General features: G+C 70.4%; 18 protein-coding genes. 12 read left to right on the forward strand and 6 right to left on the reverse strand.

Features of this window, described 5'->3' with window-relative positions:
- Positions 1-66: 66 nt before the first annotated feature.
- Genes JWR33_RS02275 through JWR33_RS02310 form a run of 8 tightly spaced genes read left to right on the forward strand, consistent with a single transcriptional unit; the run spans position 67 to position 6,763 of the window.
- The gene (locus tag JWR33_RS02275) at positions 67-933 is read left to right on the forward strand and encodes an ABC transporter permease (RefSeq protein ID WP_297409060.1); all 867 of its coding nucleotides are present in this window, start codon (positions 67-69) and stop codon (positions 931-933) included.
- Positions 933-1,721, forward strand: coding sequence for an ABC transporter permease (locus JWR33_RS02280; RefSeq protein ID WP_297409062.1), 789 nt, complete (start codon positions 933-935; stop codon positions 1,719-1,721). The genes JWR33_RS02275 and JWR33_RS02280 overlap by 1 nt, the downstream gene beginning before the upstream one ends.
- A gap of 49 nt (positions 1,722-1,770) precedes the next feature.
- Positions 1,771-2,835: a spermidine/putrescine ABC transporter substrate-binding protein gene (locus tag JWR33_RS02285; protein WP_297409064.1), complete on the forward strand. Its 1,065-nt coding sequence runs from the start codon at positions 1,771-1,773 to the stop codon at positions 2,833-2,835.
- 28 nt (positions 2,836-2,863) lie between these two features.
- Complete coding sequence (locus JWR33_RS02290; RefSeq protein WP_297409066.1) at positions 2,864-3,958, forward strand: ABC transporter ATP-binding protein; 1,095 nt, start codon at positions 2,864-2,866, stop codon at positions 3,956-3,958.
- 40 nt (positions 3,959-3,998) lie between these two features.
- Positions 3,999-4,799 carry a carbon-nitrogen hydrolase family protein gene (locus JWR33_RS02295; protein WP_297409068.1) on the forward strand — a complete coding sequence of 267 codons (801 nt, stop codon included), beginning with the start codon at positions 3,999-4,001 and terminating at the stop codon, positions 4,797-4,799.
- A 1-nt stretch (position 4,800) separates the two neighbouring features.
- On the forward strand, positions 4,801-5,472 hold the full coding sequence (locus tag JWR33_RS02300; protein WP_297409070.1) for an RraA family protein: 672 nt from the start codon (positions 4,801-4,803) through the stop codon (positions 5,470-5,472).
- Between the two features lie 29 nt (positions 5,473-5,501).
- Complete coding sequence (locus tag JWR33_RS02305) at positions 5,502-6,251, forward strand: 3-keto-5-aminohexanoate cleavage protein (protein WP_297409072.1); 750 nt, start codon at positions 5,502-5,504, stop codon at positions 6,249-6,251.
- Between the two features lie 35 nt (positions 6,252-6,286).
- Positions 6,287-6,763 carry an Lrp/AsnC family transcriptional regulator gene (locus JWR33_RS02310; protein WP_297409074.1) on the forward strand — a complete coding sequence of 159 codons (477 nt, stop codon included), beginning with the start codon at positions 6,287-6,289 and terminating at the stop codon, positions 6,761-6,763.
- Positions 6,764-6,786: 23 nt separating this feature from the next.
- Here the strand turns inward: JWR33_RS02310 and JWR33_RS02315 are convergent, their stop codons facing one another.
- From JWR33_RS02315 to JWR33_RS02330, 4 genes are all read right to left on the reverse strand, one after another.
- Positions 6,787-7,308 (reverse strand): Lrp/AsnC family transcriptional regulator, encoded by a 522-nt coding sequence (locus JWR33_RS02315; protein ID WP_297409076.1) that lies wholly within the window; start codon positions 7,306-7,308, stop codon positions 6,787-6,789.
- 36 nt (positions 7,309-7,344) lie between these two features.
- The gene (locus JWR33_RS02320; protein ID WP_297409078.1) at positions 7,345-8,184 is read right to left on the reverse strand and encodes an SDR family NAD(P)-dependent oxidoreductase; all 840 of its coding nucleotides are present in this window, start codon (positions 8,182-8,184) and stop codon (positions 7,345-7,347) included.
- Between the two features lie 79 nt (positions 8,185-8,263).
- On the reverse strand, positions 8,264-9,088 hold the full coding sequence (locus JWR33_RS02325) for a polyphosphate kinase 2 family protein (RefSeq protein WP_297409080.1): 825 nt from the start codon (positions 9,086-9,088) through the stop codon (positions 8,264-8,266).
- A 61-nt stretch (positions 9,089-9,149) separates the two neighbouring features.
- Positions 9,150-10,004 carry a hypothetical protein gene (locus tag JWR33_RS02330; RefSeq protein ID WP_297409081.1) on the reverse strand — a complete coding sequence of 285 codons (855 nt, stop codon included), beginning with the start codon at positions 10,002-10,004 and terminating at the stop codon, positions 9,150-9,152.
- 255 nt (positions 10,005-10,259) lie between these two features.
- Between JWR33_RS02330 and JWR33_RS02335 the strand changes: the two genes are divergently transcribed.
- The 3 genes from JWR33_RS02335 (at position 10,260) to JWR33_RS02345 (ending at position 13,974) form a co-directional block, all read left to right on the forward strand.
- The gene (locus tag JWR33_RS02335; RefSeq protein ID WP_297409083.1) at positions 10,260-12,101 is read left to right on the forward strand and encodes a helicase HerA-like domain-containing protein; all 1,842 of its coding nucleotides are present in this window, start codon (positions 10,260-10,262) and stop codon (positions 12,099-12,101) included.
- 141 nt (positions 12,102-12,242) lie between these two features.
- On the forward strand, positions 12,243-12,827 hold the full coding sequence (locus JWR33_RS02340; protein WP_297409086.1) for a thermonuclease family protein: 585 nt from the start codon (positions 12,243-12,245) through the stop codon (positions 12,825-12,827).
- A 499-nt stretch (positions 12,828-13,326) separates the two neighbouring features.
- A complete protein-coding gene (locus tag JWR33_RS02345; protein ID WP_297409088.1) occupies positions 13,327-13,974 on the forward strand; it encodes a Crp/Fnr family transcriptional regulator in 648 nt (215 codons plus the stop codon).
- A gap of 441 nt (positions 13,975-14,415) precedes the next feature.
- On the opposite strand, the gene JWR33_RS02350 is transcribed toward JWR33_RS02345, so the two are convergent.
- Both JWR33_RS02350 and JWR33_RS02355 read right to left on the reverse strand, forming a co-directional pair.
- A complete protein-coding gene (locus tag JWR33_RS02350) occupies positions 14,416-16,011 on the reverse strand; it encodes an AMP-binding protein (protein ID WP_297409090.1) in 1,596 nt (531 codons plus the stop codon).
- 135 nt (positions 16,012-16,146) lie between these two features.
- On the reverse strand, positions 16,147-16,356 hold the full coding sequence (locus JWR33_RS02355; protein ID WP_297409092.1) for a hypothetical protein: 210 nt from the start codon (positions 16,354-16,356) through the stop codon (positions 16,147-16,149).
- A gap of 83 nt (positions 16,357-16,439) precedes the next feature.
- Here JWR33_RS02355 and JWR33_RS02360 point away from each other — a divergent pair, with 83 nt between their 5' ends.
- Positions 16,440-16,592, forward strand: coding sequence for a hypothetical protein (locus tag JWR33_RS02360; protein WP_297409094.1), 153 nt, complete (start codon positions 16,440-16,442; stop codon positions 16,590-16,592).
- Positions 16,593-16,655 lie beyond the last annotated feature (63 nt).

The following is a 16,655-nucleotide window of genomic DNA, read 5'->3' on the forward strand; positions in this document are numbered from 1 at the left end:
CCCGTGGTGCCGAAGCATGTACCCATCGGATCCCGCCCGGATCAGTCCACGAAGGAGGTGACGGCCATGGCCATTCGCTCCCTGAGCGAGCGCAGGCGCACCCTGGCCGGCTGGCTCCTGCTCTCCCCGGCGCTCCTCACGGTCGCGCTGTTCGCGATCACCCCGATCCTGGTGATCGCCCGGATCAGCATGGCCAAGGCGGACGTCTTCGGCGGGGTGACGGGCGCCTTCACCGTGGACAACTACGTCGCGCTCATCGACCCGGTCTACGGCAAGACGCTCGGCTACAGCCTCGGTCTCGCCGCGCTCACCTCGATCTTCTGCCTGATCCTCGGCTACGCCGTCTCCCACTACATCGTGAGCCGCCCCGCCGACCGTCAACCGCTCCTGCTGCTGCTCCTGATCATCCCGTTCTGGACCGACTTCCTCGTCCGCACCTTCGCCTGGATCTCCCTGCTGGGGCGCGGCGGACCGGTGCTCGGGCTGCTCGACCTGTTCGGTGTGCACGCGAACTCGCTCGTGCCCAGCCAGACGGCCGTCGTGCTCGCGATGATCTACTCGTTCCTCCCCACCGCGGTGTTCCCCATCTACGCCGCGATGCGAGGAATCGACCCGTCAGTGCGGGAGGCCGCATCGGACCTCGGCGCCGGGTGGTGGCAGACCCACCTGCGCATCGTCGCCCCGCTCAGCCTCCCCGGCATCATCGCCGCCTTCCTCCTCACCTTCGTCCCCTCGCTCGGCGTCTTCGTGATCCCCGTTCTGCTCGGCGGCGGCAAGGATCTCCTGGTCGGCAACCTGATCGTCACCCTCTACACCGAGTTCCGGAACCAGCCGATGGGCGCCGCGCTCTCGATGATCCTGCTGGGCCTGATGCTGCTGTCGCTCCTGGTCGCGGCTGTGGTGCTGCGCACCCGAGCGCGGAGGACCGCCTGATGGACCGCGTCGTCGCCTGGATCGCGCGCCTCGTCTTCGTCTTCCTCTACGTGCCGATCGTCGCGGTCATCGTCTACTCCTTCAACGCCTCGCGGAGCACGTCGACCTGGGGCGGCGTGAGCCTCCAGTGGTACGGCGAGCTGTTCCGTGACGGGGCGCTGCTGCAGACGCTGCGCACGAGCCTGATCGTGGGGATCAGTGCGGCGTTCCTCGCCACCCTGATCGGGTTCCTCGCCGCGCTCGGCCTGTCCCGGTACCGGCTCCGCGGCCACCGCTTCGTCCTCGGCGCGGTGCTGCTGCCGCTGATCGTCCCCGAAATCGTGCTCGGGGCGGCGCTGCTCTCGGTCTTCAGCTTCGCGGACATCAGACTGAGCATCTTCACGATGGTGCTCGGGCACCTCGTCATCACGCTTCCGCTGGCAACGCTGATCCTGATGGGCGCGCTCAGCTCGCTCGACCCGACGCTGCCCGAGGCGGCCGCCGACCTCGGCGCGAGTCCCTGGCAGACCTTCACCCGCGTGCTGTTCCCGCTGACCCGGTCGGCGCTGCTCGCCGCTTTCCTGCTGAGCTTCACCACCTCATTCAGCAACATCGTGATCTCCACCTTCACCGGTGGAGTGGGCTCAACGACCCTTCCGCTGCGCGTCTACAGCCTGCTGAAGACCGGGGTCACCCCGGAGATCAACGCGCTCGGGGCGCTGCTCATCCTGCTCACCATCGGGATCGTCTCCGCCGTCGGGCTGCGGCAGATGCGGCGCATCCTCGCCGGCAGCACCCCGACTCCCTGACCCACCCTGCAACACCTCTGCAAGCACACCAACACTTGAAAGGAACACCATGAAGCGCTACGGATGGATGGCCCTCACAGCGGCCTCCGCACTCCTCCTCTCCGGCTGCGCCGGAGGCACCGCCTCCGGCTCGAAGGCCGCCGACTCGACGGAGCTGAACATCTACGCCTGGGCCGGCGAAGTCCCGGACGCAGTCGTCGCGGCGTTCGAGAAGGAGACCGGCATCAAGGTCACCATCGACACCTTCGACAGCAACGAGACGATGATCTCCAAGCTCGCCTCGGGCGGCTCCGGCTACGACATCGTCGAGCCCAGCCAGTACGCGGTCCAGCTGCTCGTCGGCCAGAAACTGGTGCAGAAGATCGACTATGACCAGATCGAGGGCATGGACAACCTCACCGAGAAGTTCGTGAACCCCCAGTACGACCCCGACAACGCCTACAGCATCCCGTGGGTGTGGGGCACCACCGGCCTGCTCTACAACGAGGAGTGCACCGGCGGCGAGATCACGAGCTGGAGCTCGATGTTCGACGAGAAGTACGCCGGCAAGGTCTACATGCTCGACAACATGCTGGCCGCCTACATCGTGGGGCTGCAGGTGAACGGCCTGCCCGCCACGTCCACCGACAAGGAGGACATCGCCACGGCGACGCAGACCCTGATCGACCAGAAGCCGATGCTCGCCGGGTACAACTCGACCGACTACTACGACCTCGTCGCATCCGGCGACGCCTGCATCGCCGAGGCCTGGGGTGGCTCGTCCGTGGCGCAGGTCGTGAACGACAACCCCAACGTGCACTACATCCTCCCCGAGGAGGGCGGCACCATCTGGACCGACAGCTTCTCCATCGCCAACGACGCGCCCCACCTGGACGCGGCCTACAAGTGGCTGAACTTCACGCTGAAGCCCGAGACGGCCGCCATCGCCACGAACGAGGGATCGATGGCCACCGCGAATGCCGGCGCGGCCGCCCTGATCACCGACGACGCCTTGCTCAGCAACGCCGCGATCTTCGCCCCCGACGAGATGCTCACCAAGTCCGAGTTCATCGTCGACCCCGGAGAGGCGATGACCTACTACCAGGACGGCTGGACCCGCGTGAAGGCGTCCTGATCCACTCCTCTCTCGAAAGCGACTGAAGATGACCCCGTCAGCTCCTGCTGCCGTCGCGGCTCCCGCCGTTCGACTGGCCGGCATCACGAAGCGGTTCGGCGACACCACGGCCGTCCACCCCGTCACCCTGGAGATCGGCCAGAACGAGTTCTTCTCGATCCTCGGCCCCTCCGGGTGCGGCAAGACGACCCTGATGCGCATGATCACCGGCTTCGAGACGCCGACCGACGGCAGCATCGAGCTGGCGGGGTCCTCCGTCGACGGAGTACCCACCCGCAAGCGCGACCTCAACATGCTGTTCCAGAGCTATGCGCTGTTCCCCCACCTCACCGTCTTCGAGAACGTGGCCTTCGAGCTGCGCGTCCGCAAGGCCCCGAAGCGGGAGCTGCGCAGCCGCGTCGAGGCGGCCCTCAACCTGGTGCGCCTGGGCCACCTCGCCGATCGCAAGCCGGACCAGCTCTCCGGCGGGCAGCGGCAGCGGGTGGCGCTGGCTCGCGCCGTCGTCTCCCGCCCGGCGGTCGTGCTGCTCGACGAGCCGCTCGGCGCCCTCGACCAGCAGCTCCGCAAGGAGATGCAGATCGAGCTCAAGCGCATGCAGCGCGAGGTCGGCATCACCTTCATCTACGTGACGCACGACCAGGAGGAGGCGCTCACGATGTCGGATCGCATCGCGGTGATGTCGCAGGGCCGCCTCCTGCAGGTCGGCTCGCCCCAGGACATCTACGACCGTCCCGCCTCGACCTTCGTCGCTGCCTTCATCGGCAGCTGCAACGTCATCCCCGCCGTCAACACGGGCGCGCCAGGCACGGTGACCGTCGCCGGAGTCGGACCCGTGCCGGCCGTCGGCGGAGATGCCGCCTTGAGCGGCGCCGAGGTCTGGGTCGCCGTCCGCCCGGAGCGGGTCGCCGCCTCCGCTGTCCGCACGCCGGGCGCCGCGCAGGGCACCCTGCTCGAGGCCGTCTACATCGGCGACCGCTGGCGCTACGTCGTGCGCCTCGGCGAGGCGACCGTGACCGCCTCGGTCGACAGCGCCGAGGTGTCCCCCGAGCTCGCCGCCCTCGCCCCCGGCGCACCCGTCTGGCTGTCCTGGCGCCCCGAGCACGCCCGCGTCCTCACCGAGTGACGCGCCCCCTCTCCCCCTCCTGCTCCCCGAAAGGACTCCCGTGAAGGTCGCCATCGCCCAGTTCGGGCCCACCGCCGACTTCGACGCCAACTACGCCGAGATCCGCACGCTCACCGCCCGTGCGGTCGCCGAGGGGGCGCGCCTCGTCGTGTTCCCGGAGGAAGCGATGGTCCTCGCCGAGGCGCTTCGGGAGCCGATCGCCGGGGCGGTCGCGGTGCAGTGGCCGCGCTTCGAGCAGCTGCTGACCGCCCTTGCCGTCGAGCACGATGTGGCGATCATCGCCGGCGGCTACGAGCCGAGCAGCAGCGAGCGCCCCTACAACACGCTGCTCGCGGTCGACGCCGGCGGCGTGGTCGCCGCGCGCTATCACAAGCTGCATCTCTACGACGCCTTCTCCTACCAGGAATCCGCCTACGTGACGCCCGGTGCGGACCTGCCCCCGGTCGTGCAGCTGGCGGGGCTGAAGGTCGGGCTCATCAACTGCTACGACATCCGCTTCCCCGAGCTCGCCCGGCACCTGATCGACTCCGGTGCCGAACTGCTCACCGTGTCCGCGGCCTGGGTCGACGGCCTGCGCAAGGCCGAGCACTGGTCCACCCTGCTCTCGGCGCGCGCCATCGAGAACACCGTCTGGCTGGCTGCCGCGGGCAGCATCTCGGCCGGCTGCATCGGTGACAGCGTGATCCTCGATCCGCTCGGCGTGGAGAGAGCCGCCCTCGGCGACGAGCTGTCGGCGGTCGCCGTGATCGATGTCACGGCCGAACGGACCGAGTTCGTCCGCGCCAAGCTTCCCGCCCTCGCCAACCGCCGGCTCGATCTCGCCATCACCGTGAGGAACTGACATGCCGATCCAGATCGGAGCGCCGCCCGCGCCGCTCGACCCGGAGCTCGTCGAGAAGCTCGACCGCCTCTCCTTCCCCACTCTCGGGCACTACCTCGAGCAGGGCTTCGCCGACCCGGGCCTCGTCCGCCAGGTGGGCACGCGCCGCATCGTGGGCCGGGCCATCACGGTGCGCATCACGGCGACTGACTCGACGATGCTCCACCACGCGGCCGGGACCCTCGAGCCGGGCGACGTGCTCGTGCTCGACACCGGGGGCGACCTGCGGCACGCCGCCGTGGGTCTCGTGCTGACCGCCGCGGCCGCCATCCGTCGCGCCGCCGGGGTCGTCATCGACGGCGTCGTGACCGACGTCGATGAGGCGGCCGCGTACGACCTTCCCGTCTACGCGCGCGGCCGGAGCATGCTCACCACCAAGCTGCACGGGATCGACGAGGGCTCGCTCAACCTGCCGATCACCTGCGGCGGGGTCGTCGTCAACGCCGGCGACATCGTGCTCGCCGACGCCAACGGCGTCTACTTCGGCGACCCCGTCCAGGTCGCCGGCATCGTCGATCTCGCTCTGCAGGACGACGCCGAGGAGCCCGAACTGATCGAGGCCCTCCGCGCGGGCGCCCGTCTGGGCGACGAGACCGGAGCCACCGCCACGATCACGGCCCTCGCCGCGCAATGACGACACTCCCCTCGACTCCCCAAGGCACCATGTTCCTCAAAGCAGCAATCAACGGCGGTCGCACGTTCGCCGACTCGCCCGCCGTCCCTGTCAGTGCCGAGCAGATCGGGGAGGACTCCTCCCGGGCCATCGCCGCCGGTGCCGACGTCGTGCACGCTCACGCACGGACCGCCGACGGCGGGCAGACGATCGCGCCGGACGACATCGCTCGCATGGTGCGTGCGATCCGGGCGGCCGACCCGTCTGTCGTGGTCGGCACCACCACCGGGCTCTGGACCTGCGCCGGGCATCAGGAGCGCATGCGCCACCTCGCCGCCTGGCCCGTGGACGCGCTCCCCGACTTCGCGTCGGTGGCGTTCTCCGAGGAGGGCGCCGCGGAGGCCGCCGAACTGGTGCTGGCCCGGGGAATGGTCCTCGAGAGCGCGGTCTGGTCGATGGCGGACCTCCCCGCGCTTCTCTCCTCGCCCACGCTCGCGCGGAACGTGCGGATCCTGATCGAGCCGGAGACGCCCGATCCGGACCGTGCGGTGGCGGAGTGCCGCGAGATCGCCGCGGCGCTGCGCGCCGCCGGCGTCACCGCGTCGCTGCTCTATCACGGCTATGACCAGACCGCCTGGCCGGTCGTGGACGCCGCGATCGAGGATGGTGTCGAGACCCGCATCGGCTTCGAGGACGTGACCGTGATGCCCGACGGCTCACCCGCCCCCGGCAATGCGGCGATGATCCGCGAGGTCCGCGCTCGCGCCGCAGCCCGGCAGGGCGTGGGCGCGACGATCTAGGCTCGACTCCTAGGCCGGCGAGGAGAGGACGCGAAGTGCTCGACAGCACCGATCACGGCATCATCCGCCTCCTCGCCACCGACGGGCGTCGCCCGTACACCTCGATCGCCGCGCAGCTCGAGGTGAGCGAGGCCACGGTCCGCACCCGGGTCGGGAAGCTTCACGACACCGGAGTGCTCCGCATCGTCGCCCTCTGCAGCCCGCTCACCCTCGGGCACCAGTCCGTGCGCTTCCTCATCTCCGTCCGCGACTACAGCGTCAGGGCCGTCGCATCGACGCTGGCCCAGATCCGGATGGTCAACCACATCGCGCTGATCACCGGCGGACGCGACATCTACCTGGAGGCGACCTGCCGCGACCTCGAACAGCTCGTCGATCTGGTCGACGAGATCCGTCACGTCGCCGGCGTCGACGAGATCGACCAGTTCATCCTCACCGAGCTGTACAAGGACTACTCCTCGGTCGCCGAGCGTGGGCGGCTCGGCACCTCCGTGCTCGGCACGCCCCGGTAGCGGAGACGGCGCGCCTACGCCGATCAGCCCTCCGGCGCCGGTGCGACGGGCCGCGTGTGCTTCTGCGGAACGTACCGGGTCACGGGATCCCGGAACCCCGCCCACAGATAGGTCTCCTTGAGCACTTCGAGCACGGCCGAGGTCTCCACGCTGTAGACGCCGCGGATCTTCCGCAGCCGCTCGTGCACGAACTCGGAGAGGTGCGCGTTGTCGCGGCAGCGCACGTCGACGCTCAGGTCGTATGCGCCGAGGGCGCTGGCTACGAAGCTCACTTCGGGATGAGCCGCGAGGTTCTGGGCGACGGTGTCGAGCGGCACGCCCCGCACCCGGAGGGAGAGGTGCGCCTCCACGTCGCCGACCTTCTGCGCGTCCGACATGCCGATGACCCGCACGATGCCGAGGTCGACGAGGCGGTTGTAGCGCTGGCGGGCGCTGGCCTCGCTCAAGCCGACGTACCGCCCGATCTCGCCGAAGGAGCGCCGCCCGTCGATGCGCAGCTGATCGATCAGCTTGCGGTCGATGTCGTCCACCGGCTGATAGTCCACGGGCTCATTCTGCCGTTCGCCGCGAGGTGCGGCGAACTAGCCCCGCGGAGCGTTCCGCGCCGCGACGACGTCGGCCCCGAACACGCCGGGACGGCGCTCCGACGTGACCGACGCTCCCCCGTCGACCACCAGCACCTGGCCGGTGATGTAGGCGGCGCCCGGAGTGCACAGCCAGGCGACGGCTGAGGCGACCTCGTCCGGGGTGCCGCTGCGGCCGGCCGGGACCAGGCCGCCCTCGGTGATCTCGGTGTCGAGCTGGGAGGCGGTCGCGATCCATCCTGGGGCGATCGCGTTCGCAGTGATGCCGTTCTCCGCCTCGTCCACCGCCAGCGCCTTGGTGAGGCCGACCATGCCCGCCTTCGCGGCCGAGTAGACGACGTCGCCGCGGAGGGCGGTGATGGGTCCGGAGTCGCTGGACATGTTGACGATGCGGCCCCAGCCCCGCTCGCGCATGCCGGGGACGAAGGCGCGGCTGACCAGGAACGCGCTCGTCAGGTTCATGGCCAGGCCGCGGTCCCAGGTGTCGGCCGGCATGGTGATGTCGCCGCCCGCCATGCCCTCCTCGTCGGAGACCGCGATCATGCCCGCGTTGTTGACGACGATGTCCGGCTGCAGGCCGGCCGCGGAGATGGCGTCGGCGAGGGCGGTGGCGCCGGCTTCTGTCTCCAGGCGGCCCGCGAATCCGTGGGCGGGGATGCCCTCAGCGCTCAGCTCGGCGACCCGCTCCTGGATCCGGTCCGTGGTCGAGGTGATCACGACCATCGCGCCCAGCTGGCCGAGGGCGCGGGCGGAGGCGAAGCCGATGCCCAGGGCGCTGCCTGCCCCGGTGACGAGTGCGGTGTGGCCGCTGAGGTCGAGGAACGCGGGGAGGGTCATGGGGAGACGCTACCGGGGAGCGCCCGGTCGGGGTGTTTCGGGGCATCCGCTGAGCGGGGTCCTCCGCACCGGGTGGAGCTCAGCTGGCCGCCAGGCGGGACTTCTCGTGGGCGATGTCGAAGGGCGGGGTCGGCCACTTCGGGTTGATGTCGCGGAGGGCGTCGAACAGGAGGCGCTGCACCGCTAGCCGGGCGTACCACTTGCGGTTCGCGGGAACCACGTACCAGGGCGCCTCGCGGGTGGAGGTGCGGCGGAGAGCCAGCTCGTACGCCTCCATGTAGGCGGGCCAGAGCTCGCGCTCGTCGACGTCGCCCGGGTTGTACTTCCAGTTCTTCTCCGGGCGGTCCAGCCGCGCCTGCAGGCGGGCCTTCTGCTCGTCGGGAGAGATGTGCAGCATCACCTTGATCACCGAGGTGCCGCCCTCGACCAGCTCCCGCTCGAAGTCGACGATGTCCTGGTAGCGCTGCTCGATCACCTCCGGCGTCGCGAAGCCGCGGACCCGGGCGATCAGCACGTCCTCGTAGTGGGAGCGGTCGAAGACGCCGATCATGCCGGGGCCGGGCAGCTCGCGGCGCACCCGCCAGAGGAAGTCGTGCGCCTTCTCCTCGTCGGTGGGCGCCTTGAACGCGTGCAGCTTGACGCCCTGCGGGTCCACCGCGCCGACCACGTGCGCGACGATGCCGCCCTTGCCCGCGGTGTCCATCGCCTGCAGCACGAGCAGCACCCGGCGGGTGTCGCCGAACCGGCTGGCGGCGAAGAGCCGCTCCTGCAAGGCCGAGAGCTCGCCGGCGTTCTTGTCGAGCTCCTTCTCCCCCGCCTTCTTCTTTCCGGGAAAGCTCGGCGTGGACTGCGGGTCGACATCGGCGAGCCGGAAGTCGGGGCCGACCGGGGAGAGCTCTGGCATGGCGTCAGGCTAGCGCCGACGGGCGGCGCGGATCCCGGAGCTTGACAGCGCCGGGGCCGAATCAGACCGAGATCAGGGCGCCGAGGATCTCGAACGGCCGGGTGCCGTCCTCGAGCGGGTTGCCGTCGGGAAGGCTCCGGGCCTCTCCGATGCGGGCGACCAGCACCTCGCCCCCGGTGCCGTCGTTGCGCGTGGCTCCGATCAGATTCTGCGCATCCGCCAGAACACCGTCCGCCGACCTCGGACTCGAGACCATCGTGGCGCACGCGTCGGCCGCCTCGGCCGAGTCGACGGGGTAGACCTGCCGTCCGCCCGCTTTCAGGCCGTCGACGATCTCCTGCACGTACCAGGTGTCCCATTCGAGGTCCGAGACGAGGAACACCTCGGTGATCCCCTCGTCCGCCGCCCAGGCGAGGAATGGCGCGCACATGGCCGTCGGGTCGCTGCCCTCCTGGGTGGCCCGGTAGGACCAGAGCACTTCGGCCTTCGCACAGGTGACCTGCAGATAGCCGCAGAACCCCGTTCCGGTGGGCGCGTCCGCCAGCTCGAATCCGGCGGGCGGCGGCATCGACGTGGCCCGGTCGATCAGCGCCTGCTCGCGGACGTTGATGGTGGTGCCGAAGAAGAGCGAGGCGACCGTCGCGCCGACGAGAACGAGGCTCAGCGCGATGGCGCCGACTCCCCACCAGCGCCCCTGACGGCCGACGATGGCCACCACGCCCAGAGTGAGCGCGAGGACCACCACGACGGGGCCGAGGAGGGGGAGAAACAGGTTGAGGAGCGCGGCCGCCGCAAGGAGAAGGGCGAGGATGCCGAGCAGCGGAGATCTGCGCGGGCGCTGAGGCGCTCGGCTGCCCGCCGCCGGTGATCCCTCCGCCGGAGGCGGGTTCTCGATGACCACTGCGTCGGGAGGCATCGCGTTACCGATCCGCGCCCCGCGAGGTCAGGACAGCGCACGTCAGCGTGCTCATGCGCGCAAGCTACTCCTGCGCCGCGGTCTCTGGCAATGAACCGGCGAGTATTGCTCAGCCTGGGGTCGCGCCCGCCTGCTCACCACGCGGCTGAGAGCGAGCCCGGCCGGTCAGCCGAGTCAGGGACCGCGGTTGACCGCGAGGTCAAGGGTCTCCTCCCGCCAGGTGCGGGGGCGGATCGGGACCATAGGATCCACACCATGAGCGACCCGAACGCCGTCGATCCCGTTCGCGCGGCGCAAGCCGCAGCCGATGCCGCCATCGCGGCCGCACAGCAGGCGCAGGCCGACGCTGAGGTCGCGGTGCGGCGTGCGCAGGATCTCGCGGCCGCTGCCGCAGCGCCCGCCGCGGCTCCCGATCCCGCAGCCGCCGCTCCCGCGCCGGCCCCCGCCGCCTCAACCCTCGGCCCCCTCTCCCCCGAGCAGATCGACGCGATCCGCACCGGGTACGCCTTCGACGGTCCCGCACTGGAGATGGGCGCCCTCGTGAACGGCGACGCCCAGGCCGGCGTGCCGATCCGGATCCCGCTCGCCATGACGAACCGGCACGGCCTGGTCGCCGGCGCTACCGGAACCGGCAAGACGCGCACCCTGCAGGTGCTGGCCGAGCAGCTGTCGCAGTACGGCGTCCCGGTCTTCGCTGCCGACATCAAGGGTGACCTCTCGGGAGTCGCGACACCCGGTGCCAGCAGCGAGAAGCTCCTCGAGCGCACGGGCGGCATCGGGCAGGACTGGACGCCCGACTCCTTCCCCACGGAGTACTTCTCGCTCGGCGGCCAGGGGACGGGCATCCCCATCCGGGCGACCGTGTCGGGGTTCGGGCCGATCCTGCTCAGCAAGGTCCTGGGCCTCAACGACACGCAGGAGTCGAGCCTCGGGCTCGTGTTCCACTACGCCGAGAACGCGAAGCTGCCCCTGCTCGACCTCGAGGACCTCCGCGCGGTGCTCAGCTACCTGGTCAGCGACGAGGGGAAGGGGGAGCTCGCCTCCCTGGGTGGGCTGTCCGGCGCCACCGTCGGGGTGATCCTGCGCAAGCTGGTGGCGTTCGCCGATCAGGGCGCGGACGTGTTCTTCGGCGAGCCCGAGATCGACACTGCCGAGTTCCTCCGCACCACCGTGGACGGGAAGGGCATCATCAGCCTGCTCGAAGTGCCGGGGGTGCAGAACCAGCCTGCGCTCTACTCGACCTTCCTGATGTGGCTGCTCGCCGACCTCTTCAACGACCTGCCCGAGGTGGGCGACCTCGACAAGCCCAAGCTGGTGTTCTTCTTCGACGAGGCCCACCTGCTCTTCGCCGACGCGTCCAAGGCGTTCCTCACCGCCATCACGCAGACCGTGCGGCTGATCCGCTCGAAGGGCGTCGGCATCTTCTTCGTCACCCAGACGCCCAAGGATGTGCCGCGGGATGTTCTCGGGCAGCTCGGCTCCCGGGTGCAGCACCAGCTGCGGGCCTTCACACCCGAGGACGCCAAGGCGCTCAGAGCGAGCGTGTCGACGTTCCCCTCCTCCGGCTACGACCTGGAGGAGGTGCTGACCACCCTCGGCACCGGCGAGGCGATCGTCACGGTCATGAACGAGCGCGGCGCGCCCAGCCCGGTGGCGTGGACGCGACTTCGCGCACCCCAGGGGTCGATGGCGCCAACACCGCAGGCGGAGATGAGCGCCGCCGTGGCCGGCTCCCCCCTCCTCTCCCGCTACGGGACGGCGCTCGATCGGGAGTCCGCCCGCGAGATCCTCGGCCGGAAGCTGGAGGCCGCGCACGCCGCGGCGGTAGCCGAGCAGGCGCGTGCCGATCGGGCCAAGGCGGACGCCGAGTACGCGAAGCAGCAGGAGTCCATCGCGAAGCAGCGGGCGAAGGAGGAGCGTGCCGCGCAGGCTGAGTACGACCGGGAGCTCAACCGGTCGCGCCACAGGACTCCGGCCCCACGGTCCCGGTCGCGCACGCCGAAGTCGCCGCTCGAGGAGGTCCTCGGCTCGGCCGTCACGAAGAGGATCCTCACCGGTGTGGTCGAGGGCATCTTCGGCACTCGCCGACGGCGCTGAGCAGGGTCCTCGTCCTCCCCAGGTCCCGCAGGATGACATGTCGCACCGATGCGCGGCGGCCCCAGGTCCGCCGATTCCCGCTCGCTACCGTTTCCCCGTGATCAGACTCGGGCGACGCGGCCAACCCACGCGAGGCCCGTCATGACATCACCTGCCCTCCGGCGGCAGCTCCCGCTCCTGCTCGTCGCCGCGTGCGTGGGCGGGCTGCTCGTGTGGCTGTTCGTCGGAGTTCCGGGCGGCACGTCCCGGAACGACCCGACCGGCGCATCGCCGGCGTCGTCGACCGCCACTCCGAAGTCGGGCGGCGGCTCGACGGCTGTTGTGGAGCGGGTGGTGGATGGCGACACGATCGTCGTCGACCTGGACGGGGAGCGGACCCGCGTCCGCCTGCTCAACGTCGACACCCCCGAGACCGTGGCGGAGGACAGGCCCGTGGAGTGCATGGGTCCGGAGGCGTCCGCGTTCACCAAGGAACTGCTGCCCGAGGGAACCGAGGTGAGCCTGGAGTACGACGTGGTGCGCACCGATCCGTACGACCGCACGCTGGCGGCGGTCTTCACGCCGGACGGCAGGAACGTGAGCGTGGAGCTCGCCCGTCGCGGGCTCGGCAAGGCGGTCTCGTATGGGGACAACGTCAAGTACCTGGCCGAGGTGCAGGAGGCGATGGCGGAGGCGCGGCACGACCACGAGGGGCTGTTCTCCGCGACGCTGGACTGTGCGAGCTGACCCGGCCAGCCCGGCGTCCCGCCCAGCCGTTCCCCGGCTGGGCGAACCGGCCACCGGCGGGATGAGCGGGGGCTGTTCCGGCAGGGGCGTCAGTCGGTGAGATACCAGGACGGGTCGTCGAAGCCGTCGTCCAGGAGCGACGGGCCGTCGCCCGTGCGCGCGCAGCGGTCGTCGTGAGCGAACGCGGAGAAGCCGAAGTCGTCCATCAGAGCCCCATCTCGTCGAGTTCCGACGCCGGATCGGCCTCGTGCCCTCATGCTGGTCGCTCGCCCTTCGAGCGCGCAGTGGTGATTCAGTGAACAGTCGAAGACCGCTCAACATTCCCTGAGGCGGGCCGCGCGTCCCGGGCAGGCCCCGCTTCTTCCGCGACGGCCGCGGCGGGGCGGTCGCTCAGCGGGACGCGCGTGGACGAGGAGTCCGTAGCGGCGCGAGGCGCGACGCGCCATGCTGGGTCCATCGCGCCCCCACGGGAGGGCGGAAGACCCGAGAGCAGGAACCCATGAGCTGGTTCGACGACCTGTCCGGCGTGGAGCGCGCCCTGATCGAGCCGCGCTTTCTCAAGCGCACGTTCAAGCGGGGAGACACCATCGTCTTCCAGGGGGACGACAGCGCCAGCGTCTGCATCCTCGACGCGGGCCACGTGGCGGTGAAGGTGGCGACCCCGCGCGGCGAGTCCGTCACCGCGACGGTGCTCGGCCCGCACGCCAGCTTCGGCGAGATCGCGGCCGTCACCCGGCACGGCAGGACGGCGACCGTCGTCGCACTCACCGACGTGACCGTCCGCGTGCTCCCCGGCTCCGCGTTCGACGACGTGCGCCACCGCGAGCCCGAGATCGACCGTGCTCTCCTCCGATCCATGGCGGCGCGGCTGGACGACCTCAGCGCGCGACTGGCCGAGGCCTCCTATGAGACCGTTCAGCGCCGCTGCGAGCACCGGCTCGTGGAGCTCGCCGAGTCGTTCGCCGCCCCGGGCGGCACGTCCGCGTCAATCCCCCTGACCCAGGAGGACCTCGCCGGTGTGGTCGGCGCGACCCGCCCCACCATCAACCAGGTGCTCGGGGCGCTTGCCGATCAGCGTCTGCTCACCGTGAGCCGAGGTCGCATCGACGTGCCCGACATCGAGGCCCTGCGCAGGCACGCGCGCTGAACTGCCGCACCTGCCAGGTGGCCGAGCGTCGGCGCGAGGTCCTCGGATCGCGCAGAGGGAGGGTCGGTCCCCGGCGACCCGGACAGTGCCGTGCATCGTGACCGGGTGGATGTGCGGGAGCTGCATTCAACGGCCGAGTCGGACGCCGCGGGTCCTGCTGCGGCGGGAGGAGCTGGCGGTGCGGCCTGGCGGCCGCCTCGCCGTCGGCGTCAGTCCGCGGCCCGGGCGAGGCGGGTGGCCGAGACCAGGGAGGCGTACGACTCGTCGACGAAGTCCGTCTGGAAGTCGATCACGGTGGCGGTGGTGTCGTTCACGGAAGGGTCCTTTCGTCGAGAAGTGCTGTGCTGGACAGTGTTCTCCCGCCGCGCCGGTCAGGCCGTCGGCACGCCGACGGTTGCGACATTCGGTCGCCGACACAAGCGGGTCGGCCGCCCGCCGCGCTCAGCCTGGCGCGGCGGCCGCCTCCCGCGCCTTGAGATCCTTCCGCAGGATCTTTCCCGAGCTCGACTTGGGCACCGCCTCGACGAACTCGACCGAGCGCACCTTCTTGTACGGGGCCACATGCTCGGAGACGAATGCCATCACCTCGTCCTCGGTCACCGCCGACCCCGGCGAGCGGACCACGAACGCCTTGGGCGCCTCGCCGCTCTCTTCGTGCGGGATCCCGATCACCGCCGCATCGGCGATGCCAGGATGGGTGAGCAGGAGCGCTTCGAGCTCGGCGGGCGCCACCTGGTAGCCCTTGTACTTGATCAGCTCCTTGAGCCGGTCGACGATGTAGAGCACGCCGTCCGAGTCGACGGAGGCGACGTCGCCGGTGTGCAGGAAGCCGTCCGCGTCGATGGTCTGATGGGTCGCCTCGTCGCGGTCGAGGTAGCCGATCATCACGTTCGGCCCGCGCACCAGCAGCTCGCCGGGCCGGCTGCGTCCCTCGGCCGGGAGATCGATCTCCTCGCCCGTCTCGGTGTCGATCAGCTTGCTCTCGACGTTGGCGACCGGCACGCCGATCGAACCGAGGGAGATGTCATCCCGGTCGGGCGGGATCACGTGCGACACGGGACTCAACTCCGTCATGCCGTAGCCCTGGCGCACCCGCGCGTCGAGCCGCTGCGCGAGAGCCCGGCCGAGGGCCTCGTCGAAGGGGGCCGCGCCGGAGAGGATCGCCCGCACGGACGACAGGTCGTACCGGTCCACCATCGGATGCTTCGCGAGGGCGACGCCGATGGGTGGCGCGATGAACAGGTAGGTGCAGCCGTGCTCGCTGACGATGCGCAGGAATTCGGCGAGGTCGAACCTCGGCATGGTCACGAGCCGTGCCCGGCGCTCGAGGGCGATGTTGAGCAGCACCGTCATGCCGTAGATGTGGAAGAACGGCAGGAGCGCGAGCACCCGGTCCTCCGCCTCCACGTCGAGGACCGGGCCGCACTGCAGCACGTTGGCGACCAGGTTGCGGTGGCTGAGCTGCACGCCCTTCGGTGTGCCGGTCGTGCCCGACGAGTACGGCAGGACGGCTACCTGGGTGGCGGGATCGAAGGCGACGTCGGGGGCGGCCCTGCCCTCGCCGAGCAGGTCCCGCAGCGAGGCGTGGCCGTCGGCCCCGTCGAGGACGATCACGTGATCGGCGGCCAGGCCGATGCGGCCGGCGGCCTCCTCGGCGCCGGCCAGCAGCGGCGATACGGTGAACAGCCAGGTGGCCTTCGCGTCGGTGAGCTGGCCCGCCATCTCCTCCCCGGTCGACAGCGAATTGACGGTGGTGGCCGTGGCACCGGCACGGAGGATGCCGTGGAAGACCGTGGCGAACGCGGGGACGTTGGGGCAGTGCAGGCCGACGACCGTGCCGACGCCCACTCCCCTGGACGCCAGTGCGCCGGCGAGCAGGTTGACCTGGCTCACCAGCTGCCGGTAGGTGGTCTCGGCCCCGGACGTGCCATCGACCAGGGCGATGCGGTCGAGATCCTCCGCGTCGAGGTCGCGGAAAAGGAAGTCGTACACGCTGACTGCCGGGATCTCGACGTCGGGGAACGGGCTGCGGAACATGCGATCTCCTTCGATCGGTCCAGACCCTGATTCTGTCCGGCGGTTCGCGCGCCCGGCAACCGCATGACGGCGTCTCACAGCTGGGCCACGCTCGCTAAGCGTGCTCGGCCCGGGCGAAGGCGGGTTCGACTCGGCCTAGGCGGGCTGCCGGAGTTCGATCCGGTTGCCTTCCGGGTCGTGCAGCGTGGCGAGGCTGCCGAAGGAGTAGCTGACCGGGTCGCGCGGCGCCTCACCCTCGCCGGTCGGCGGCGCCGACACTCCGAGGTGCTCGGCATACCACTCGCTCAGGCTCTTCGGATCCCGTGCCGGGAAGAAGAATCCGCCGATGCCAGTGACCCGTTCCATGCGATTCCCCTCGATGGTCGTCAGGGAATCAGCGTAATCTCAGGCCGACGGAGTCATCGTGGCTGCGGAGGACGGGGACTGCAATGGGCGAGAAGATCGTTCGCGGAAGCGGCAACAAGACGGCGGCCGCGAAGACGCTCAAGGAGAAGCGGAACGCGAAGCACGACAAGAAGGCCGCGAACGAGCGGACCGAGAACACCGATGCCGTGTCCAAGGTGAAGAAGCGCAACTCCTAGACGCAGTCGGCCACAAGGCCGGCCGTCGCCCCTTCCGCGCGGTCCCCTCTGCGGCTGCCGTCC

Origin of the sequence: Naasia sp. (assembly GCF_025465545.1) — a bacterium.
Taxonomy (GTDB): domain Bacteria; phylum Actinomycetota; class Actinomycetes; order Actinomycetales; family Microbacteriaceae; genus Naasia.